Origin of the sequence: Clostridium sp. YIM B02555, assembly GCF_022320955.1 — a bacterium.
GTDB lineage: Bacteria > Bacillota > Clostridia > Clostridiales > Clostridiaceae > Clostridium > Clostridium saccharoperbutylacetonicum.
Genome location: NZ_JAKJJY010000008.1, coordinates 1 through 23,372, shown reverse-complemented (window position 1 = coordinate 23,372; position 23,372 = coordinate 1). Strand labels below are relative to the sequence as shown.

Genomic DNA, 23,372 nt, shown 5'->3' with positions numbered 1-23,372 from the left:
ACGGCCTTGAGGTCCTTGAGAGCCTTGAGTACCTTGAGCACCTTGAGAGCCTTGACGCCCTTGAGCGCCTTGAGGCCCTTGAGGTCCTTGACGCCCTTGAGAACCTTGAGAGCCTTGACGGCCTTGAGCACCCTGAGATCCTTGAGCGCCTTGAGATCCTTGACGGCCTTGAGGTCCTTGAGCCCCTTGAGATCCTTGACGGCCTTGAGGTCCTTGAGGTCCTTGAGCACCCTGAGCGCCTTGACGGCCTTGAGGTCCTTGACGCCCTTGAGCCCCTTGAGCGCCTTGACGACCTTGACGTCCTCTTGGGCATGGAGGACAGTTGCAACAATCACAGCAGTTTTTTTTGTCCATTGGTTCCAATAATCCCAATAGGCACATAGGATTCTGCTGGTTACCATATTCTACATCATCATATCTATCGCAAAAAGAATTTTCCCTTTTATCGTCTCTTTTATCATCAAAATAACTATTCTGCCCCACAATAAATCGTAACCTCCTTTAAAACCCATACCATGGTATTACAATGCCATGTTATTACATACTATGGGTGGTGTCATAATATGTTACAAATTGCGAATAATCATATTCATAGAATACTGATAAAAGTACAAACTTTAAAATATAATAATGTAGTAATTTATATTTATTATTATTAATAGGTAAATTTGCAATAAAAAGTAATATAATTATTCTTCTGGTTCTCTTTATTATATAGATTAAAGAAAACTTACTCACATTCGTTCGCTAGGAAGTTCAAGCAATTAAAAGTAAAATAAAAATAATATTAGACGATGATTGGAATGGCTTTATAAAAATATATAATAAAAAATTATTTTATCTAACTTTTTAATGTCACCACTTTTATTTTCTTACATACGATGTATTATGAATATTAAATAAAATTACATTTATCATAATCTTTCAAGAGGAGGAGAATTTATGTCCATTAACTTCAAAAAATTTTTGCCACGTCCGGGTCTTGTAAATAAACAAGGACGTTTGCCAGATCCTTCTGAATTAGTTTGCATTGAAGTTCCTAAGATATTTGATCAATGCTTAATAAAAAGATGTCTTGTATACGGTGAAGGCCCTGACACAAATACAACAGATTATGAATTGAGAAGTGATCCCCTAACAAATCCTAAGAGATATATTGGTAGTAGGGACTTCAATGTAAAGTTGGTCTCCGTGGATAAGATTCCACTTAAAGGAAAACAAGGTTTCAAAAAAATAGTTCTTTCTTACATTATTTCTTTCTATGCAGATTATATTGACTGCAACGGTGTAAACAAAAGTGAATTTTATGAAATTAATAGAACTGATGTAATTGGGAAGTTCTACTGTCCTGATTCTATAGCTCAAATTTCTGCTGGTTTTGTATCTGCTCACCATGTTCAAGATTTAGATCCTAATATAATAAAACTTGAAATGGTTGCTGAAGCACTAGACGGTGAATTACTAAAAGATAGAGAAGGAAACTGTGTTTTAGACATTACTTTGGGGTATTTCATTGTTGTAAAATGTGAGCTTATTGTACAGCTTCTTATCCCAGCTTATGACTACTGTCCAGTTCCAAAAGAACCATGTGAAGAAGAACCAGAGGAAGATCCATGTGAGAGATTTGAAAAAGCTCCAATTCCTAAGTTCTATCCAGATCAAAACTTAGAACCATTATTCTCAGAGTGTGATGATAACGATAGAGGTTATAATGATGGAGAATATAATGATGGCGAATATAATTAGCAAAGATTATTCTCCGAATAGATTTTAATTACCTTATAAATCTTTTATTTACGCGTTGTACTAGCTACTAAAAGTATGTTTAAAACAATTGTAAATATATTTTTATCAGAAATATTTTTGAAAAACAATTAGAATTAACTAATGTATATAGTTTTAGTTCTATTAAAACTTGTTCTATGACAAATAATGGGGAATAAGTATTAAAAGTTTTTAACAAAATAAGACCATGCCTTTTTAGAATCAATTATAAGAGATTCGCCTACGAGGCGGATTGTTGTCATTTTAGAATCTGAAAGTTTATTATTAAAAATGTTTCCTATATTTTGCATAGAACTAGGTATTATTACATTATAAACAGAATCAATTGATACAAAGGAAACTATAAAAGAGACATTCAAATTATTAAATTTTCAGTATTATAATAAGTGAACTCTACAATTTCAATCATCTTCCTTATTATTGATTTTTACTTAATTTAATTATAATTGAACTTTGATAGAGTTCTTTAATAATTTAACTAGCACAACGCATAAATTTTATAAGGAGATTCATATGATTTATTTAGATAATGCAGCTACATCATTTCCAAAACCATCAGCAGTTTATGAAGAAGTACTAAATTGCATGAGAAATTATGCTGCTAGCCCAGGACGAGGTTCTTATGACATGTCTATAAAAGCAGCTTTGAAAATTATGGAAACAAGAGAAGAAATATGCAAATTATTCAATATTCCCAGTCCTTTTAACTTAATCTTTACAGGCAATTCAACCGAAGCATTAAATATAGGAATTAAAGGAGTTTTAAAAAAGGGAGATCATGTTATTAGTACAGTAATTGAACATAATTCTGTCTTAAGGCCATTGCATTCAATGAGCAAAAGCGGAGTTGAAGTCACTTTGGTAAATGTAGATAAAGCAGGGTATGTTAATATTAATGATATTAAGAAAGAGATTAAGAAAAATACTAAGATGATCATTATCAATCATGCATCTAATGTACTAGGTAGTCTTCAAGATATCGAAAATATTGGCAATCTTTCAAAGGTAAAAGGAATTATATTTATGGTGGATGCATCTCAAAGTGCTGGAGTTATTCCTATTGATGTGGAAAGAGATAACATTGATTTATTAGCATTCTCAGGGCATAAAGGATTATTGGGACCTCAAGGAACAGGATGCTTGTTTATACGAAAGGGAATAAAAGTAAAGAATTTTAAAGAAGGTGGAACTGGAAGCAATTCTCATTTCATGGTTCAACCAGACTTCATGCCAGATCAGTTTGAAAGTGGAACTCTAAATACACCAGGAATTGCCGGTTTATGTGAAGGAATAAAATTCATTAAGAGAGTTGGAGTAGATAATATACAAAAATGTGAAAAAGAATTGATATCATATTTATTCGAGGAATTAAAAAAACTACCTTATGTAAAAATTTATGGGAATAATTCTGTAAAACAAAGAAGTCCAGTACTTTCCTTCAATATAGAGGGAATTGATGCTTCTATTGTTGGTGAACAACTGAATGAAGAAGGAATAGCTGTACGAACAGGTTACCATTGTGCACCTTTAATACATGACGTGATTGGTACAGAATATGCTGGTACTGTGAGAGTGAGTCCAGGATATTTTAATACCTTTGATGATATAGAAAAACTACTAGTAACAATCCTGAGGATTTATAAAGGATAATGCGAAATGAAGGATGCGGTACATATATAATTATATATGTAATAAAAAATATTAGGATGTGAAAGTTATGAATTCTTATGGTAATTCAAACTCTCCTTATCAAATAGATAATCCTGGTGAGTGCGAAAGATATACAATGCTTGAATATATACTAAAGATGCAGAATAGATTAGATGATTTAAGTAATATAATTGATTTGATGAGCCCACCGAAAGATATAACTGATATTTGTCCGACTGGGTGTGCTAAAAATGTTAAAGTAGCAGTAATTGGTGCTGGAGAAGCTGGCTTAGCTGCTGCCTTTGAACTAAGAAAGACAGGTTGTAACATTACTTTATTTGAAGCAAGCCATCGAATAGGAGGAAGGGTATACACTTATTACTTTGATAGAAATAGAAAGTACTATGGTGAATTAGGTCCAATGAGTATACCAGTATCACATGAGACTACCTGGCATTATATAAATCTTTTTAAACTTCATACAAGCCCTTTTGTACATCATAATGATAATGGTTTGTTTTATGTTAGAGATGAACGGGCGATTAATGATGCTAAAGGGAAAAGTGTGGAAAATAATATATATCCTAAGTTTAATTTAAGCCGAATTGAGAGAAAAAAAGCATGGTCTGAACTCCATGAAAAGATATATATAAAATATTTAAGATCTCTTCCAATAGAATTAAGAAGGGAATTAATTCAAGTTAAATCTGAATATTCAAAGAGTATAATAGAAATAGATAAATTAAATTATAGAAATGCATATGAGAATGTGGATCTTAGTCAGGATTCTATATCAATGCTTGCGTATTTGGAAGGCAAAGAACAGTTTTTTAGTTTAAGTCTTACTGAAATGCTTCAGCAATACTATACAGCAGATTTTGAATATACTTATCGTATTACCGATGGTATGATTAATTTACCTCATTCATTATATGAAGCGCTTTGTGACAAAAAGGAAGAGGCTTATAGAGGTATTAGTAAAGAACAATTAGGTAAAATAGAAATAAAAATGGGTTTCCCTGTTAGTGGAATATATAATTCTTTTTCAAAAGATAAAATTATACTTAAATATACGGATTATAGAAATACTAAAGAAACATCTGAAGAATTCGATTACGTAATATGTGCCATACCATTCTCAAGCCTAAGGAGAATTGAAATTGAACCTCTTTTTTCAACCACTAAGATGCAGGCTATAAATGAAATGAACTATGAAATAGCACAGAAGATATATCTACATCTTAAGGAAAGATTTTGGGAAATGGGAAATGCATCAAAAAAGATAGTAGGAGGATGTTCTTTTACGGATCTTCCTTTAGTTTCAATTCACTATCCTTCAGATCATGCAAAACCTGTAGCTAATAAATATGGCAAATGGGTATTAAAGCCTGGGGCAAGCCCTGAAGAGGCTGGTGTATTACTAGCTAGCTATAGCTGGTGCCAAGACGCAGTGAGATTGGGAAATGAAAATCCAGAATTGCAAATTGATGATGTAATGAGATATATAGAAAAAGTTCATGGACTTTCGCCTCATTATTTAGATGACAAGTTAATTGACTATAAGTCATTAATTTGGTCGGATGTACAATATATATGGACTGCAGGAGCATTATCAAAGCCGGAGGATAAAACGCTTTTTTCCTATGCTGTTACAGTTCCCGAAATGGGAGACAGGGTGTTCTTTGCAGGAGAGCATATTTCACAAAAGCATGTTTCTCAGCAAGGGGCTCTTCAAAGTGGAATGATTGCTGCTAATGAAGTAGCGAAGAAGATGAAGGATAATTAGATTTAAACAGAGAAGTTAATTATAATTAAATCTAATTTTTTCTTTTATATAAGTTGCACTAAAGATTTTAGCATCAATCTTTAGTATTTAAATTCAAGTATAGTGGCAGCTGATTCCCTGTAGATAGTAATTAAGAGAAAAAACCTCAGAAAATATTTCTGAGGTTTTTTAACTGAAAGTATAAAGTACTTGTAAATTTAAAAGCCTTTATAGGAACCATATAAGATTACATTTTCTGTATCTCCAGGCTGAATAGGAGGGCTTATTGCTATATTATAAGTTTTATCTATAGGAAGTGGATTATTATTTAGGGAATTATCATATTCATCAGATACATAATAGTTATTTATTTGTCCACTGGAAGCGCGAGTTACTTGTAAATCAACAACTATATAATAAATTGATAATGGAGCTACAGTTCCCGTAACGTTTACCGTTCTAGTAATTGAAGTATTTGGAGGATAGGGATTGCAGTTATTTCCACAAGCCTCTTTGCACACTTTAAACAAAATAGCTTCAAGTTCTTCTTTACATATCTTTATACATTTTCCACAACAATAATCTTGAAAGCATTTGTCATCACAATCTTTTTTACAACAATCAACTTGAAAGCATTTGTCATTACAATCTTTTTTGCAATAATCATTTTGGGAGTGCTTATCATTACAATCTTTTTTACAACATTTATTAGAATAAGGCTCATAATTTATTATTATAAATGGTACAAGATAGCTGTTTGAACTTGTAGCAGATCCAAAGCTTGTAAGGGTATCTTTATTTCTTCCATAAAGTATTATACCTTTATTCCTTAAGCTGTTTTTTATCCATGACGAAACAATAGTGGTAATATCTACTGTTACTGATACATTAGTAGTCAATGGATAAAAATTTATTATAGTATTGTGATTATAATTAGGGGAATTGTTATAAGTTGTATAGGTGCTAAAGTATTCATAAAGCGGACTTATGGAGATTTTTTTGCTAGTATCATAAAAAAAATTATCAGCCTTAAAAAGCGTAAGCTTTGCACTGGATATTACAACATTAGAAGGTATTGATGAGATATCCCAAAATAAATAGCTATAATAGTTATGTTCACCATCAGAGCCTACTATTATTGTATCTTCATTTAAACTTTTATCAGGATATTTATTTGAAATTGTTAAACTTTTAATAGCTGGAATCGAAATACTTTTCATTATTAACCTCCATTTCTTCGCTATCGTTAGCCATATAAAATGAAACTTAGCTTCAGAGGGAGTTTTCTAAGTACCCCTTGAGGGTAAATCTTCCTCTGAAGGTTAGTTGAACCTATACCCACAAGGGGCACAATGTAACTACAAGGGGCATAATGTCTAGTGGCTCGCCACTGTTATCTCCCACCTTAAAGAAAAGTAGAGAACAAAAATCTTTGATTTTCTGTGAATCACTTTCACCTTTAGGTGAGATGGGAGTGTTACCTTATGTAAGTTTTATTTAGAATCATATCACTTTAATATATGCAATTTATAAAAAGGAGTGAATAAAATTGCAATCTACTATTGGAAATTTATCTGTTATGTTAGACTTTTACTTGTAGAAATAATTATAATAGCTACATTTTAAATCTTCTTTCCTTTTGTTAGAAAACATGGAGTCATATACTGACCCCATGAAATTTATATTATAGTTCATATTATTGTTGGAAACTACTAAGAACTGATGTCGAAGTAACTGATTGGGTGCTGGTTAATTTCGGATAGATAACTATCTGATAAGTTCCATTACCTGCCCAAGCTCTTTGAGGACCTGTAGGACTAGCAGTAACAGAAAACGCTTGGTAAAAAGTCTGTTTAGCACCAGCACGAGAAGCAATAGCTCGAATTTCAATATAACCTGCATCGTTAGCTGCAGGGATAGTTCCAGTAACGTGAATTGATGCAAGAGTGGTTGATTGTGGAGTATCAAAACTTGCCATTAAATAACATCTCCTTTAATTAATTTCTTGGATTTTTTCATATTTTTATATTATATTATATTACTAGCTCTCTAAATTGTGACGATATAATACATATTTCGGCAATGCGTAAAGTGATTTGTTTCATATTTATGATTCAATGAATTTTGCTCATTAATTTATATTACGTTAACATCAAATTTATTTAAAAATGAGATTTGACTAAAGTCAATGACAATAAATCATAATTTAAATTATCAAAGAATACAATATAATAATCATAATTTTGGAGTAATGAAATGGAACAAAAATTACAAAATATGAAAAAGCAGATAAAAGATAATATACAATATTTATTAGATAATAAGAAATTAGAAAAATCATTATTTCTTATAGATAAATACCTTAAAGTTGTTTCGTTTGATCCAGAAATGTATTCCCTGAAATTGATTATAACTATGATGAAAGGAATTACTTTAGATTCTGAAAATATATTAAAAAATGTATTAGAAAGAGAACCATATAATGAAGAGTTATTATTTAATCTTAGTTACTTAATGGATAAAAAGAAAGAAGAGAAACAAGCCTTAGAATATTTTTGCAAGGCAAAATTGTTTAATCCAAGTAGCAATGTAAATGTTGGAGATATAATTTCGAATTTTAAACCTATAAGTAGTAATTTGAGGATTTTAAATGGTACTATCGAAATTGCAAATCAAATAAACACTATAACAAAAGGTCTTAGGAAATTAGGATTAGAGGCAAAATCGTTAAATTATTATCCGAGTTATCTAGGATATAAATGCGATTATGTATTAGACATTAATTTATATAAAGATATTAATGCAGCAAATGTAGAAACAAAAAAGCTTGCTGCTAAAATGATAGCAGAAAATGATGTATTCCATTTTCATTTTGGAACGAGCTTAGCTATAGATTATAGTGATTTGCAGCTTCTTAAAAAATTAGGTAAAAAAGTTTTAATGCAACATTGGGGATCTGATGTAAGAATGTATTCTAAAGCAGTTAAGGTAAGTCCAAATGTAAAAGTTAAGGAATTAGATGAAAATAAAATAAAAAGACGGTTAGAGTTTTTATCAAAGAATATTTCACACTGCGCGGTTTGTGATTACGAATTATATGACTATGTAAAAGATTATTATGAAAATATTCATATAATACGTCAATGCATAGATTTAAGTGATTTCAAGTTAAATAATGCTAAAAATAATAAATTATTAATAGTTCATGCACCAACGAATAGAGAAATTAAAGGCACAAAATATATTCTAAAAGCTATAGAAGCTTTAAAACTGAGTTATGATTTCGATTTTAAACTTATAGAAAATATGAGTTATGAAGATGCAATGAAAACTTATAGAAATGCTGATATTGTTATTGATCAGTTGTTAATAGGTTCATATGGATTGGTGGCAATTGAAAATATGGCATTAGGTAAACCAGTAATATGTTATATAAATGAGAAGATGAAAGAAAAATATCCAAGTGAATTACCCATTATTTCATGTGGAATTGAAGATATTAAAGAAAAAATAGAATATTTAATAAAAAATCAGGATGCTTTAAAAATAATTGGGCTCAATGGACGCAAATATGTAGAAAAATATCATGATATCAATAAGCTGAATTCTGAGATAGTTAAAATATACGAAGAAATATAATGGAAGGCAAAGAATATGGTAAAAGATAAAAAAATACTGATTACAGGTGGAGCTGGATTTATTGGAAGTAAGATATGTGAAAGACTATTAAATAATAATGAAATATTAATTTATGATAATCTGAATAGAAACTCGGTCAAAGAAACTGAATTACTTAAGATGAAAAATATAAAATTGGTTAAAGGAGATATACTAGATTATAAATCTTTAAAAAGTGCAGTGGATGAATTTAAACCTGAAATAGTAATACATTTAGCAGCTATAGCAGGAATTGATACTGTAATAAGAAATCCAGTAAAAACAATGAAGGTGAATATGATAGGTACTTATAATGTTGTAGAGTCTATTAAAGATTATATAAAACAGATGGATAGATTCATTAATATATCAACTAGTGAAGTATTTGGATCATATGCATTCAAAGTAGATGAACAAAGTACTACAAATTTAGCACCTGTAGGAGAAGCTAGATGGACATATTCTGTAAGTAAACTTGCAGGAGAACATTTAGCACATAGTTATTATAAGGAATATGGATTACCTGCAATTTCAGTAAGACCTTTCAATATATATGGAGAAGGACAGGTAGGAGAAGGTGCAATTCATTCATTTATATTAAAAGCATTAAAGGAGGAGGATATGGAAATCCATGGTGATGGAGATCAAATAAGATCATGGTGTTATATAGAGGATTTTGTTAATGGCATAATGCTTTGTTTAGAAAAAAAAGAAGCAATAGGAAATTCTTTTAACATCGGAAATCCAAGAGGAACCATTACAATTTCTATGCTTGCTCATAGTATAAAAACCATATCAAATTCAAAGTCAAATTTAGTATATGTGCCGAAAAACTATGTTGATGTAGAAATAAGAATTCCAAGCATTGATAAAGCAAAAGAAATATTGGGGTATCAACCTAAATATGATTTGATTTCTGGATTGGAGAAAACAATTGCGTGGTATAGAGGAAATATGAAATAAGTTTTATATTAGAGGTTTAAGTATGAATAGAAATATAGTTATTACAGGTGGTACAGGATTTTTAGGAGGAAGTTTAGTAAATACTTTTAAGGAAGATGATATATTATATAATTTGGGAAGAAATAGAAATGAAAGTTGTAAAAATATATATTGGAATTTAAGAGATAGCATGGAAAATGTAGAAATGCCATTTGATGTAGATACTATAATTCATTGTGCATCTATTGTAGGAGATTGTAATTCAAATATTAGGGAATATATAGATGTTAATGTAGGATCTACATTAGAACTTTTAGAACTTAGCAGAAAAACAGGTATAAAACAATTTATTTATATTTCCACCGGGGGAGTGTATGGATTTGAAAGTAATCCATTTAAAGAAGAGGAACAATGCAATCCACATGGTATATATAGTTTATCCAAGTACTTTTCAGAAAAGCTTTGCATGGAATATCAAAATAAAATTAAAATCACAATTATAAGAGTTTTTTTCCCATATGGAAAAGGTCAAAAAGGAAGATTAATTTCAAATCTTATTCACAAGATATTAAAAGGTGAGAAGGTAATTTTAAATGATGAAGGAATGCCGTTAATTAATCCAATTAATATTGTAGATTTATGTAATCTTATTAATGGGGTTGTTGAGAAAAGGCTTGAAGGGATATTCAATGCATGTGGAGACGAAATAGTATCTATAAAAGAACTTTGTCAAAGAATAAGCGATAAGTTTGGTATTAATAATGTACAATATGAATTTAATAATATAGAATGTAAAAATATGTTAGGAGACAATAAAAAAATAAAGGACAAATTAAATTATTCTATGAAAGTAAAATTATTAGATAATATATAGATATACAATGCAAGAATTATATTTATGCAAAACTTACCGAAATTAGATACATATTTATTACAGCGGACTAATGAAATCTTCGCTGGATGGGTTCTAAGTGGAAGGTTGCCCCCATTTCTGCATGTTCCTAAAGTAAATTTATGACAAGCAGAAAATGGAACAACCTTAGAGGAAACTCGACTCACGTTCGTTCGCTGAGTAAGCGATTCACACCAAATCACAGATTTGGGTTCTCTGCTTAACAACCATCACAGCTTAATTTCATATGCCGCTTGCACAAATATGTATCTGATTTCTAGTGTAGTGTTATGATTATAATTTCTCAATGATACATGTATATTCCATTTATAAGTGTGATTCTTCATTTGTATATCTATATAGATATACAATGCAGGAATTATACTTATTTAACAATTACCGAAATCAGAGACATTTATCTTCCACAGGACTAGTGAAATTTTCGCTGGAAGGTTCTATAAGAAAATTAAAAAGACTAAGATTGTATGGAGAAGGATTGCATATATGTTGAAGAATGTAGTGTTAATAATGCCTAATTTTAATTGGCGTATAAAATTTGATATTCAAAAAGATCCACCTATGGGAATTGCATATATTGGCGCAGTTTTAGAACTTAATGGATACAGAGTAACAATTATAGATGCTAATGCTGAAGAATTAACATTAGATGATGTAATAGCAAAAATAATGAAAATAAGTCCGGATTTTATTGGAATTAGTGCAAATTATTCACCTCTAAATAATCTAGCAATAGAGTTATGTGAAAAAATAAAGGATTATAATAAGAACATAATTGTTAGCGTTGGTGGAAATCATGCTACTGCCAGTTATAAGTATATGTTAGAAAAATCTAATGGAGCAATAGATTTTGTAATTAGAGGACAAGGTGAAACTATAATATTAAATTTATTGGAATCACTTGGAAAGGGTACGGAAGTTAGTAAGGTCAAAGGAATTGCTTATATAAAAAATGGAGAGGTTATATGTACGGAGCAACAAGAATTAATTAAGAATATTGATGATATTCCTATGCCAGCATACTATTTGTTAGATATGAATTTATACGATAGATATAATATAGTATCATCTAGAGGGTGCCCATATAGATGTACATATTGTGCTTCAAGTGTAATAGTAGATAAAGTGGCCTATAGATCTCCTGAAAATATAGTGAGAGAAATAGAATATTTAATAAAAAATTATGGACAAAAAATGTTTTGGTTTTCAGATGATACTTTTACATCTAATTTTAAGCACACAAATCAACTTCTTAATTTGATAATAAAAAGAAATTTGAATATAAAATGGAGTTGCCTTACAAGAGTAAATAGGACAAACAAAGAACTTCTTGAGAAAATGAAAAAAGCAGGATGCATATATATTTCTTATGGAGTAGAAAGTGGAGATGCAGATATGCTTGAAAAAATGAACAAAAAAATTACACTGGATCAAGTTAGGGAAGCTCTGCGGATTACAAAGGAAATAGGTATTGATATGTATACATTTTTTTTGATAGGCTATCCTGGGGAAACAATTGAATCTGTGAATAAAAGTTTTGATTTAATAAGAGAAATTAAGCCAACTGGAGCAAGCTTTGCAGTAGTAATTCCGCTGCCTGGAACAAGTTTATGGAATTATCTTTATGAGCAAGGTTATTTGGATTATGATAGAATCAATTGGGATTATCTTTTTGCTAAGTCAGGTAAAGATAAGTATGAAAATTACTCAGCCAAATTAGCATCTACTTGGTGTAATATAGATGAAAAAAAGCTTGTAGAATTATGTGAACAAGGTCAACGGTTAGTAACTTAGAAATTCAGGAAAAGTTATGTGAAGGAAAGTATAGCAAATATAAAATTTAAAGAATAACGATGAATAATAAATCAATGTCCTTTAAGAAGGATTAATTCTTCTTAAAGGACATTGATTTTTAGTCTATGGTATGAGAAGTTCATTGAAAACAATACTTTTAAAGTTGTAGCAACATATTAGTATAAAAACATATTATATATTAAATTTAACGGAAAAGGGAATTGACCAATAGGAGAGGATTCAATGTTAAACAAAGATAAATTGATTTATAAGATTAACAATAAAACAGCTGCAATAGGCATTATTGGTTTAGGATATGTAGGCTTACCTTTAGCGGTTGAATTTGCAAAAAGTGGGTATAAAGTACTAGGATTTGATATTCAAGAGAAAAAAGTGAACATGATTAATAATGGAAAAAATTATATAAGTGATGTTATAGATGAAGACCTAAAATTTGTAATTGAAAATAGAAGGTTAAAAGCAAGTAATGAGATTAAGTTTGTGAAAGATATTGATGTAGTCTTAATCTGTGTTCCTACTCCATTAGATAAGTATCAACAACCAGACATTAGCTATGTTAAAGAATCTACAGAATCAGTTGGAAAGTATCTACATGAAGGTATGCTTGTAATTCTTGAAAGTACAACTTACCCAGGAACTACTGAAGAATTAGTATTGCCTATATTAGAATCAATGTCCGGTTTAAAGTGTGAAGAAGAATTTTATTTAGCATTCTCACCTGAAAGGGTGGACCCGGGAAATTCAATGTATAATACTGCCAATACAGCAAAGGTAGTCGGAGGAGTAGGTAAAGATAGCACGGAAATAGCAGCAGCATTATATGGAAATGTTTTAAACAGCGGAATTTTTGAAGTATCTAGCCCAAGGGTAGCAGAAATGGAGAAAATTCTTGAAAATACTTATAGAAATATAAATATTGGGTTGATTAATGAAATGGCAGTTATATGTAATAAGATGAATATAGATATTTGGGAGGTTATAGACGCAGCAAAAACTAAGCCTTATGGGTTTCAAGCATTTTATCCTGGTCCCGGGCTTGGTGGGCATTGTATACCATTAGACCCATATTATTTAACCTGGAAAGCTAGAGAATATGATTATCACACAAGACTTATAGAAACCTCAGGAGAAATTAACAATTTTATGCCTCAATATATAGTGCAAAGAGCTGCCAGCATATTGAATAGATTTAATAAACCTTTAAATAAAGCTAATATTTTGATATTAGGAATAGCTTATAAAAGTGATATAGATGATTATAGAGAAAGTCCTGCTCTTAAAGTAATAGAGAATTTTCAAAAACAGGGTTCAGAAGTGACATTTTATGATCCATATATAACATCTTATAGGTATAAGGGGAAAGAGTATGAAGGTGTAGAATTAACAGTTGAGATGTTAAAGAATGCAGATTTAGTTGTTATAACTACTGCCCATAAAAAATATAATTATAGCTTTATTCAAGAAAATTCTATATTCATATTTGACACAAGAAATGCAACTAAGGATGTTGAAAATAAAGATAATATTGAATTGTTATAAGCTATAAGAAAGCTAGGGGAAACCTTAGCTTTTTAATTTAATATAAATTATCCTTATTTTTGAATTTCTTAGGGCTGGAAAGTAATTTTTATTTTTTAAATATAACTAAATTAACTATTGATTTTCAAATATCAGCAATGGTCATTTTATAGATGTAATATGCAGATAATCACATTTTTATACAGAGAACATATTATATATCGAGGGATTTTATGTAATGGTTAATGCTAAATTCAAAATATAATTTATGAATTAATTAAACGTCTTAGATGCAATTAGAATAGTATGAAAACCAGAATTGAGTAGAAATTTAATAGTATAAACTTGTAAGCATATAACAATTTTTTTATGCAAGGGGGATTAAATGAAGAATCAAGTAAGTTTATGTATGATTGTAAAAGATGAGGAGGAATATTTACCAAAATGTTTATCTAGCATTAAGGATATAGTTGATGAAATCATTATAGTTGACACTGGTTCTAGTGATAAAACAGTAGAAATTGCAAAGAATTTTGGGGCTAAGGTTTATTATTATAAATGGAACAATGATTTTAGTGAAGCTAGAAATGAATCTTTAAAATACGCCACAAAAGACTGGATACTTATATTAGATGCAGACGATGAATTGAATTCAGAATCTAAGGAAACATTTAAAGTGTTGTTAAATACTGAATTAGATGAAAAAGCAATTTATCATTTTGAAACCTTAAGTTACTATGGAAACAGTATAGACAATGATAATATTGCTATAAATTTAAATCCGAGGTTATTTAAAAATAATCGAGGTATTCATTATGAAGGAGAAGTGCATAATCAGTTAATTAATGTCAAAGGAGACTATAATGCAGTCTGTAATGAGATAAAGATATATCATTATGGTTACATTGATAAAAGAATTATTTCTAAAGATAAAAGAAATAGAAATATATCTATTTTGAATGAACAAATCAAAAAAAATCCTAATGATGGATTTGTTTACTTTAATTTGGGAAATGAATATGGAGCATTAGATGATATGAATAAAGCTTTAGAATGTTACTATAAAGCCTATGAAAAGTTTACTCCTAATACAGGCTATAGTTCTTTATTGATATTGCGAATAATTATTGCCAATTTGAAATTAAAAAATTATAATAAAGCTCTAGAATTTGTAGATATTGGAAGCTCGCATTATCCTAAATGTACAGATTTTTACTTCTACAAATCTCTTATTTGGCATGAGCTTGATAGACCCACTCTTCAAATAAAAGCATTGGAAAAATGCATCGAACTTGGTGAACCACCTTCAGAATTGAAATTTATATTTGGAACATGGAGTTATAGAGCTTATTATGAACTAGGTAATGTTTATATGAAGTATAAAGATTATAATACTGCTTATAACAATTATGTTGAAGCTTTAAAATTAAAACCTGATTATATTGAACCTTTATACAATATAGCTGATGTATTAAAAGCACAAAATGTATCATTAGAAGAGATGAAAAGAATAATGGAAGAGTCATTTCCAGAAGACAAAAAGGATTATTATAATATTATTGCTGATTTATTTTATCATGTTGGATATTATAGTACAGCATTAGAATATATAAAAAAATATGAAGCTGCAGTAAATGCCGCTGAAAATACTATCATATTAAAATCAAGGTGTCTTGTAAGAAACGGTGATTTTGAAGAATATATCAATATAAATGATATAGATAAAAAAAGTTCATATTATATAGTCTTTTCCATGTATAAAGTTCTAAGCTTTATATTATTAAATAAATATGAAAATGCATTATCTATAGTAAATAGTTTTAATGAAGATAACTTATCCAATTATGATAAAAAGTACTTAAGAGTATATTCAGAGTTAATAAAACTATTTACCAAAGAACCAACAAAGATATTGTCAGAGGATGAAAATGATAAAGAATATATGAATATAATTTTAGAAGTTATAGAAATATTGCTTATAAATAATAAATTTGATGAGTTAGCAGTAGCTATTAATTTATTGAATGTAGTAGACACTAAATACGCATTACTTTACCTTGGAAAATTATATTATAAACATGGATATATTGACCTTGCTAAAAAGGAAATATTAAGATCAATAAAGGAAGTTGATATATATGATGCAGAAGGTCTTGATATATTAAAATATTAAATTGATTAATAGAGATTTGAATTTAGTATATTAAGTATGAAAAAATTATAATAATAAATTTGAGTCTCTTTTAACAATCATACATTTCACTTCATGTATATGGTCCAAGATATAAACCTACTGTCGAATCATCTAATATAAAATCATTTCCTTCCTTTGGATTTTTAAGATTTATTTACTCTCCAAGAATACATCCTCATCCTATAAAGCTTACTTTTTTTACATGAACATTGTCCCTTATTATTACTGTATAATGTATATAACAGTTATTACATTATTACCAATAATAGCATTATCCTTTATTTGGAGAATTTTCGTTAAGATCTTCCTTATATATAACATCTTTAATTGAATCTATATAAGGTAATATTTCTTTTTTTCGAACTAATTCTAAGTCATCTTTAAATATTTTATCAGTTTTAGCATCTCTATTATTTGAGATACCCCCTTTTCTGTATTTAACAATAAATCGATCTATATAACCTATACTACATCCATTTCTTGTCAAATATAGCCATCTTGGATAGTCTTCTACTAACGTATATTCTTCATCATACATACCATATCTATTAATAAGTTCTCGTTTGTATGACATACCTGGTGAAGGTATAAAATTACCGGCACATAGCTTTTTATAACAATCAATAGGATTGCCATAGGTATATTTAATATATTGCCATGTAGGGGTTGTTAATAGGCAACCTCTTAGGTGTTCATCATATTGAGCTACATGTCCAGCTGCTACGAGATAATTTGTTTTAGAATAAAAATCAATAATGGTGCTTATAACTTGATTGTCAAATAGCACATCATCACATGCAAGGTTGATAAAATAATTTCCAGTTGCTAAGCTGATTGCATTATTCAAATTTTTGACTATTCCTAAATTACATGGATTTTGATTTATTATATAATTAATTAAGTTATCTTTTTTATTAGATTCTATATATTCCTTTATCTCATTCCTTTGAAAATTACTAGAAAAATCATCACTTATAACAATTTCAATGCATGGGTAATTTTGCTCTAAAATTGAATTTAGACAATCTTTTATATACTGTAAATTATTATAAGATAATACCAATATACTAACTAGGTTACTATTATCCACAAATTAACCTCCTATTAAATGACCTCAATTTTATTCTTATTTGTTACGACATTCGTGTAATAGCTATAAAATATCTCAATATTATATTATGAATATAATGAAAAATTGTACTCAATACATAGAATTTTATTTAGTAGAAAACATGTACATAGATTTGTGTAAACAAATCTATGTACATTTTCTTTCTTTGCAGGAATTAAATAACTCTAGTGTGCTATTTAATATCTCCTTAGAATTACTCCAATAATATATTTATAAATTTGGTATAACAATTTATATATTCATCCCTAAGTTTAATTATTTCTGCATTATTGTTAGAACTATTATTATATTGATTACTAAACTTAATAAGATCTCCAGCATACTCCTTATACCATGACATAAGGCTTTCTAAAAGTTCTTTTCTATTTTTAATAAACACTTTATTTTCATATGAAGAAATAATCATGTTAAAAAAATCAATTGAAGCCCAAGAAGTTAAAGTATTATCAAAGGTATTTTGTGCGTCATGAATTCTAAATTTACTTAAGGGTTCAGAAATATAAATCATGTTTCCTTTCCTTAATAATTTTAACCATAATGATATATCACTCAGACAATATATTTTGTATTTATCATAATTAATGATATCAAAGTCCACTGCCTTTCGCCTAAACATGGCAGTAGTTAATTCACCAATATAGTTAATCATAGAAAAAAGAATCTTTCGTCCTGCTTCATCTCCAGTTAAACGAGTATCATAAGGATATTGACAAACAGTTCTGAAATTATCCATAAGATACTCGCCATTTATATTAATCATCTTTCTGTAGCTTGTTATAAGTGAAAGTGTATCGTCATAAAGGAAGTAATTAATCATCTTGTCTATTTTATTTGAGTTGTAAAGATCATCATGTAATAAATAGCTTATATACTCGCCTGATGATGCTGCAAAGCATTTTCTTATATTGATCTGGCCTTTAAGACCAGATGGTCCACCATTGTTAATATACTTAATATTATTGTTTTTAAGCATATATTGTTCAACTAATATTTGTACATCGCTAGTTGTACTATCATCGCATATAATAATTTCTGTATTTCTATAACTCTGATTTAATGCAGAATCAAGAGCTTGTTCAAGATAATTTGTTTGATTGTAAGCAGGTATCAATATGCTTACTAATGGAAATATATCTTTAGAATAATTATCTAGAAATTTATTTCTAGATTCTTCAAATCCATTTGTTGTATTTACATAGCCGCAATCATGAATACACCATGCAGTATGTTGATTCGGAACTACTACCTTAAATCCTTTTCGAAGAAATTCAACACTTTGTGAAAGATCATAAAAATGCCATCCATCAAAGATATCATCTCTCCATGGCAGGTCATATTGAGTTATAATTATAAGTCCATCTATTCCTTTGACCTCTGTATATAAATCATTAATTTCATTAAAGGTTAATAATTTCATAGTCCCACTATGACTGTCATAAACTTTTCCTACCTTACAATGATCTTCCCACCATATTCCGGATACAGGCATAATTTTGGCTCCGGCCATACCTATAAGGCCTATATTCTGATCTGCCTTGAAGATATTTAATATATCTCTAATGAAATTCTGATTTTGTATATAAACATCTTGATGAAGATAAACCTTGTATTTAGCATCGCTTTTCTGCATAGCCTCATTATATGCAGAGGTTATACATTTAGCATTTCTTATTGCTATTATCTCAATTTCTATACCTTCAGGTACTTTAAGTTTTTTTATATAGGATAAACTTTTTTTATAAGAATCTTCATCATTTACACAGGTAATAAATGCTATTTTATTTTCTTTCATTTTGCCTCCATTTAATAATTATTATAAAAATATTTAAACTATATGAGTTTTAACTAATGAAATTTATACTTTGTACAGTTAACATGTTCGCAATTTCTAAAAGTATAGATCAAATTTAGATGAATAAACTTTTTTACAACATGTATAGGCAAATAATTTAAGTTTTAATATATTTAATACTTATTTATAATCAATTATATTCTATGGATATATTGTGGTATTGCTACATGGATTAATTTAAGAATACTTAACTCTATTCATATAATTAAAAAACAGTTGAAATGAAATAGCAGGAACTAGTAATGTTTATACAGTTCCTGCTTATCAAAGAATGTGTAATACTAGTAAATAGATATGATTGAAATTCAATACAGATAGGGAAGTCATGAAGATAATATATATTACTTTAACTAAAACCTAGCTTTTCGAAATATTTTTTATTATACAATATTCGTTCATCATTTGGTCTAAACTGACTAGCAATTTCATTATGCTCATATGCTAATTTATAGTTTCCTAGTTTGTCATAGCAAACGCATAGCTGTAAGTGGGGCAACCATGTCCAACATGCATCGTTAAAAAATCCCCAGCTATCTTTTGGCTTCTCAAGTTTTGTAGCTTCTTCATACCAAAAAGCCGCTTGTTTATATTTCTTTTCATGTAAGAAAGAAAAACCGATTTTACAGCAAGCTTCAGCTCTTGGAGTGTCGTATTCAAAGCTTCTAAAAGCATATTTTCTGGCTTTTTCCATTTTATCTATTGACTGGAAATAATCACATAGTTTTCCACAAACTCGAATGTTATCTTCAAACCAGCCTTGATTTGAATCTAAAAACTTGTCATAGTATTCTAGGGCTTTATCATATAACTTATGGTCATACAATTCATTACCATAATAAAGTATATCTCTGGGAGTAAATTCTGCACCTTGCTCTAATTTACCTTGATAAATTTCAAGATTCCGTTTAGGAGTATGCTTTATCTTTTTATGGGTTATGCCAATTTCGCTATTGAATATATTTCCTCCCACGGCTAAATATTCATGAACAAAACCATACCACTTAAAATTATTAGTTCTTTTGACTAGCCTATTACGTCTGTAACTTGCTGTTATATTTCCATACTCATCAAAACCTATATTATACTTTGCAGTTACAGAGTCTACAGAAGGATCTAAAGTTTCTTTTAAAGTTTTCAGTTTTTCTATATCTTCAGGAAGTATGACATCATCAGCATCTAACCAAAGAATATAATCTTTAGTGGCATTGCTAAAAGAAAAGTTTCTAGCAGCAGAAAAATCATCAATCCACTCAAAATCATAAATTTTTGACGTGTATCTACCAGCTATTTCCTTTGTTTTATCATTGGAACCAGTATCAACAATTATCATTTCATCAGCTATGTCTTTTGCTGATTCTAAACATCGTGCTATTGAATCTTCTTCATTTTTTACTATCATGCAAAGACTAACAGTTATCAAATCATCACCTTCTTTAAAATTTTTACAATATATAATATGGAAACAAAAAATATTTTGATACAAACTTTACTTTGTTAAAAAGAAAGGCCGCCTGCCTAGAAGAAGACAGGCAGCCTAACATATATTTATTGATTATCCGAAGATAATTGAATTTAATGATCTAGTATTAGCAGTAGCACCTGTGATATTAGCTGGAGTAGTACTAGTAACTGTAATTCGAATAGTGTAAGTGAAAGTACTAGCAGCTCCAGGAGTGACAACCCAAGTTAAATTAGGAACTTCAGTGTGTGTTTCAACACCAGTAGCATTGCCTGCATTGTCGACAGATTCTGAAGAAATGACACCTGCTATAACTTCGAGTAGTTCGTATAAGACTGTATAATTATAAGCACCTGCTCCTACGGTTATATCAACCTCTGCCATAGAATCCAATTTTAATGTCTGAGTAGCAGTAGTTGTTGTGACTGGTAGAGTAAGAACAGTTGTTGGAGTACCAACCGGAAGAAGAGTTTGTGAAGCTGTTGCACTTGTGGAAGTAATTGTGCTTCCAGGACCAGTAGCACCAGTAACGCCAGTAGCTCCAGTTGCGCCAGTAGCACCAGTGTCGCCAGTAGCGCCAGTAGCACCAGTAGCAGTAGCACCAGTATCACCAGTAGCTCCTATTGCTCCAGTATCTCCAGTCGGTCCAGTAACTCCGGTTACGCCAGTAGCTCCGGTATCACCAGTAGCACCTGTGTCACCAGTAGCTCCGGTGTCACCAGTAGCACCAGTAACGCCAGTAGCTCCGGTATCACCAGTAGCACCAGTAACGCCAGTAGCACCAGTAGCTCCGGTATCGCCAGTAGCACCAGTAACGCCAGTAGCACCAGTAGCTCCGGTATCGCCTGTAGCACCAGTAACGCCAGTAGCTCCGGTATCACCAGTAGCACCAGTGTCACCAGTAGCTCCGGTAGCACCAGTTACGCCAGTAGCGCCAGTAGCTCCGGTATCACCGGTAGCGCCAGTGTCACCAGTAGCTCCGGTAGCACCAGTTACGCCAGTAGCGCCAGTGTCACCAGTAGCTCCAGTGGCACCAGTAGCTCCGGTGTCACCAGTAGCACCAGTAACGCCAGTAGCTCCGGTATCACCAGTAGCACCAGTTACGCCAGTAGCACCAGTAGCTCCGGTATCGCCTGTAGCACCAGTAACGCCAGTAGCTCCAGTAACGCCAGTAGCTCCGGTATCACCAGTAGCACCAGTGTCACCAGTAGCTCCGGTAGCACCAGTTACGCCAGTAGCGCCAGTGTCACCAGTAGCGCCAGTGGCACCAGTAGCACCTGTGTCACCAGTAGCGCCGGTTGCACCTGTGTCGCCTGTAGCACCAGTGTCACCAGTAGTACCAGTAGCTCCGGTATCACCAGTATCACCAGTAACGCCAGTGGCGCCGGTAGCACCAGTAACGCCAGTGTCACCAGTAGCGCCAGTAGCTCCGGTGTCACCAGTAGCACCTGTGTTACCAGTAGCACCAGTATCGCCAGTAGCTCCGGTTACGCCAGTAGCACCAGTAACGCCAGTGTCACCAGTAACGCCAGTAGCGCCGGTTGCACCTGTGTCGCCTGTAGCACCAGTGTCACCAGTAGCACCTGTGTCACCAGTAGTACCAGTAGCTCCGGTATCACCAGTAACGCCAGTGGCGCCAGTAGCACCAGTAACGCCTGTGTCACCAGTAGCTCCAGTATCACCAGTAGCGCCAGTAGCACCAGTGTCACCAGTAGCTCCGGTATCACCAGTAGCGCCAGTGTCTCCAGTAGCTCCGGTAGCGCCTGTAGCACCAGTGTCACCAGTAGCGCCAGTGTCACCAGTAGAACCAGTAACGCCAGTGGCTCCGGTATCACCAGTAGCTCCGGTAGCGCCAGTGTCACCAGTAGCGCCAGTAGCGCCAGTGTCTCCAGTTACGCCAGTAGCACCAGTAACGCCAGTATCGCCTGTAGCACCAGTTACGCCAGTGGCTCCGGTAGCTCCAGTAGCGCCAGTATCACCGGTAGCGCCAGTGTCACCAGTAGAACCAGTAACGCCAGTAGCTCCGGTAGCACCAGTAGCTCCTGTATCACCAGTAGCTCCTGTGTCACCGGTAGCACCAGTAGCTCCAGTAGCACCTGTGTCACCAGTAGCACCAGTAACGCCAGTAGCGCCTGTAGCACCAGTAGCGCCAGTAGCTCCAGTAACGCCAGTAGCTCCAGTATCACCGGTAGCGCCAGTGTCACCAGTAGCACCAGTAGCTCCGGTATCACCAGTAGCACCAGTAGCTCCAGTGTCACCAGTAGCTCCAGTGTCACCAGTAGCTCCGGTTACGCCGGTAGCACCAGTATCGCCTGTAGTACCAGTAACGCCAGTAGCACCAGTATCACCAGTAGCTCCGGTAGCACCAGTTACGCCAGTAGCGCCAGTGTCACCAGTAGAACCAGTAACGCCAGTAGCGCCGGTAGCGCCAGTGGCACCAGTAGCACCAGTGTCGCCAGTAGCTCCGGTTACGCCGGTAGAACCAGTAACGCCAGTAGCTCCGGTATCACCAGTAGCACCAGTGTCACCAGTAGCTCCGGTAGCACCAGTTACGCCAGTAGCGCCAGTGTCACCAGTAGCGCCAGTGGCACCAGTAGCTCCGGTAGCACCAGTTACGCCAGTAGCGCCAGTGTCACCAGTAGCTCCAGTGGCACCAGTAGCTCCGGTGTCACCAGTAGCACCAGTAACGCCAG

The 23,372-nt window shown here is 32.1% G+C and carries 16 protein-coding genes and 1 pseudogene; 10 read left to right on the top strand and 7 right to left on the bottom strand.

Features of this window, described 5'->3' with window-relative positions; all coding sequences use genetic code 11:
- Positions 1–483, bottom strand: a pseudogene (locus tag L3B98_RS12860) (collagen-like protein); the annotation flags it as partial.
- 459 nt (positions 484–942) lie between these two features.
- Here L3B98_RS12860 and L3B98_RS12855 point away from each other — a divergent pair.
- The 3 genes from L3B98_RS12855 to L3B98_RS12845 all read left to right on the top strand — a co-directional run bounded on the left by L3B98_RS12855 (position 943) and on the right by L3B98_RS12845 (position 5,221).
- A complete protein-coding gene (locus tag L3B98_RS12855; protein ID WP_238916941.1) occupies positions 943–1,746 on the top strand; it encodes a hypothetical protein in 804 nt (267 codons plus the stop codon).
- Between the two features lie 552 nt (positions 1,747–2,298).
- Positions 2,299–3,435, top strand: coding sequence for an aminotransferase class V-fold PLP-dependent enzyme (locus tag L3B98_RS12850; RefSeq protein ID WP_238916939.1), 1,137 nt, complete (start codon positions 2,299–2,301; stop codon positions 3,433–3,435).
- Positions 3,436–3,502: 67 nt separating this feature from the next.
- Positions 3,503–5,221: an NAD(P)/FAD-dependent oxidoreductase gene (locus L3B98_RS12845; RefSeq protein ID WP_238916938.1), complete on the top strand. Its 1,719-nt coding sequence runs from the start codon at positions 3,503–3,505 to the stop codon at positions 5,219–5,221.
- A 197-nt stretch (positions 5,222–5,418) separates the two neighbouring features.
- On the opposite strand, the gene L3B98_RS12840 is transcribed toward L3B98_RS12845, so the two are convergent.
- Together L3B98_RS12840 and L3B98_RS12835 are read right to left on the bottom strand one after the other, a co-directional pair.
- Positions 5,419–6,420 (bottom strand): DNRLRE domain-containing protein, encoded by a 1,002-nt coding sequence (locus L3B98_RS12840; protein ID WP_238916936.1) that lies wholly within the window; start codon positions 6,418–6,420, stop codon positions 5,419–5,421.
- A gap of 476 nt (positions 6,421–6,896) precedes the next feature.
- Positions 6,897–7,178, bottom strand: coding sequence for a hypothetical protein (locus L3B98_RS12835; protein WP_238916935.1), 282 nt, complete (start codon positions 7,176–7,178; stop codon positions 6,897–6,899).
- A 278-nt stretch (positions 7,179–7,456) separates the two neighbouring features.
- Between L3B98_RS12835 and L3B98_RS12830 the strand changes: the two genes are divergently transcribed.
- From L3B98_RS12830 to L3B98_RS12805, 6 genes are all read left to right on the top strand, one after another.
- On the top strand, positions 7,457–8,839 hold the full coding sequence (locus L3B98_RS12830; RefSeq protein ID WP_238916934.1) for a glycosyltransferase: 1,383 nt from the start codon (positions 7,457–7,459) through the stop codon (positions 8,837–8,839).
- Between the two features lie 15 nt (positions 8,840–8,854).
- On the top strand, positions 8,855–9,820 hold the full coding sequence (locus tag L3B98_RS12825; protein ID WP_238916933.1) for an NAD-dependent epimerase/dehydratase family protein: 966 nt from the start codon (positions 8,855–8,857) through the stop codon (positions 9,818–9,820).
- A 22-nt stretch (positions 9,821–9,842) separates the two neighbouring features.
- Positions 9,843–10,673: an NAD(P)-dependent oxidoreductase gene (locus L3B98_RS12820; RefSeq protein WP_238916932.1), complete on the top strand. Its 831-nt coding sequence runs from the start codon at positions 9,843–9,845 to the stop codon at positions 10,671–10,673.
- Positions 10,674–11,195: 522 nt separating this feature from the next.
- On the top strand, positions 11,196–12,503 hold the full coding sequence (locus tag L3B98_RS12815; RefSeq protein ID WP_238916930.1) for a radical SAM protein: 1,308 nt from the start codon (positions 11,196–11,198) through the stop codon (positions 12,501–12,503).
- 243 nt (positions 12,504–12,746) lie between these two features.
- The gene (locus tag L3B98_RS12810) at positions 12,747–14,063 is read left to right on the top strand and encodes a nucleotide sugar dehydrogenase (protein WP_238916929.1); all 1,317 of its coding nucleotides are present in this window, start codon (positions 12,747–12,749) and stop codon (positions 14,061–14,063) included.
- Positions 14,064–14,427: 364 nt separating this feature from the next.
- Positions 14,428–16,215: a glycosyltransferase gene (locus L3B98_RS12805; protein ID WP_238916928.1), complete on the top strand. Its 1,788-nt coding sequence runs from the start codon at positions 14,428–14,430 to the stop codon at positions 16,213–16,215.
- A 292-nt stretch (positions 16,216–16,507) separates the two neighbouring features.
- Here the strand turns inward: L3B98_RS12805 and L3B98_RS12800 are convergent, their stop codons facing one another.
- From L3B98_RS12800 to L3B98_RS12785, 4 genes are all read right to left on the bottom strand, one after another.
- Positions 16,508–17,326: a glycosyltransferase gene (locus L3B98_RS12800; RefSeq protein ID WP_238916927.1), complete on the bottom strand. Its 819-nt coding sequence runs from the start codon at positions 17,324–17,326 to the stop codon at positions 16,508–16,510.
- Positions 17,327–17,561: 235 nt separating this feature from the next.
- Positions 17,562–19,160: a glycosyltransferase gene (locus L3B98_RS12795; protein WP_238916926.1), complete on the bottom strand. Its 1,599-nt coding sequence runs from the start codon at positions 19,158–19,160 to the stop codon at positions 17,562–17,564.
- 406 nt (positions 19,161–19,566) lie between these two features.
- Entirely contained in the window at positions 19,567–20,640 is a 1,074-nt protein-coding gene (locus tag L3B98_RS12790; protein WP_238916925.1) for a glycosyltransferase family 2 protein, read from the bottom strand.
- A 132-nt stretch (positions 20,641–20,772) separates the two neighbouring features.
- The gene (locus L3B98_RS12785) at positions 20,773–21,063 is read right to left on the bottom strand and encodes a hypothetical protein (protein ID WP_238916924.1); all 291 of its coding nucleotides are present in this window, start codon (positions 21,061–21,063) and stop codon (positions 20,773–20,775) included.
- A gap of 37 nt (positions 21,064–21,100) precedes the next feature.
- Between L3B98_RS12785 and L3B98_RS12780 the strand changes: the two genes are divergently transcribed.
- Positions 21,101–23,372, top strand: a 2,272-nt coding sequence (locus L3B98_RS12780; RefSeq protein ID WP_238916923.1) for a hypothetical protein, incomplete at its 3' end; no start/stop codon positions are given.

Excerpts from the sequence above, each read along its gene's own strand:
- L3B98_RS12855 (WP_238916941.1), top strand. The coding sequence starts at position 943 with ATGTCCATTAACTTCAAAAAATTTTTGCCACGTCCGGGTCTTGTAAAT.
- L3B98_RS12850 (WP_238916939.1), top strand. The coding sequence starts at position 2,299 with ATGATTTATTTAGATAATGCAGCTACATCATTTCCAAAACCATCAGCA.
- L3B98_RS12845 (WP_238916938.1), top strand. The coding sequence starts at position 3,503 with ATGAATTCTTATGGTAATTCAAACTCTCCTTATCAAATAGATAATCCT.
- L3B98_RS12840 (WP_238916936.1), bottom strand. The coding sequence starts at position 6,420 with ATGAAAAGTATTTCGATTCCAGCTATTAAAAGTTTAACAATTTCAAAT.
- L3B98_RS12835 (WP_238916935.1), bottom strand. The coding sequence starts at position 7,178 with ATGGCAAGTTTTGATACTCCACAATCAACCACTCTTGCATCAATTCAC.
- L3B98_RS12830 (WP_238916934.1), top strand. The coding sequence starts at position 7,457 with ATGGAACAAAAATTACAAAATATGAAAAAGCAGATAAAAGATAATATA.
- L3B98_RS12825 (WP_238916933.1), top strand. The coding sequence starts at position 8,855 with ATGGTAAAAGATAAAAAAATACTGATTACAGGTGGAGCTGGATTTATT.
- L3B98_RS12820 (WP_238916932.1), top strand. The coding sequence starts at position 9,843 with ATGAATAGAAATATAGTTATTACAGGTGGTACAGGATTTTTAGGAGGA.
- L3B98_RS12815 (WP_238916930.1), top strand. The coding sequence starts at position 11,196 with ATGTTGAAGAATGTAGTGTTAATAATGCCTAATTTTAATTGGCGTATA.
- L3B98_RS12810 (WP_238916929.1), top strand. The coding sequence starts at position 12,747 with ATGTTAAACAAAGATAAATTGATTTATAAGATTAACAATAAAACAGCT.
- L3B98_RS12805 (WP_238916928.1), top strand. The coding sequence starts at position 14,428 with ATGAAGAATCAAGTAAGTTTATGTATGATTGTAAAAGATGAGGAGGAA.
- L3B98_RS12795 (WP_238916926.1), bottom strand. The coding sequence starts at position 19,160 with ATGAAAGAAAATAAAATAGCATTTATTACCTGTGTAAATGATGAAGAT.
- L3B98_RS12785 (WP_238916924.1), bottom strand. The coding sequence starts at position 21,063 with ATGGCAGAGGTTGATATAACCGTAGGAGCAGGTGCTTATAATTATACA.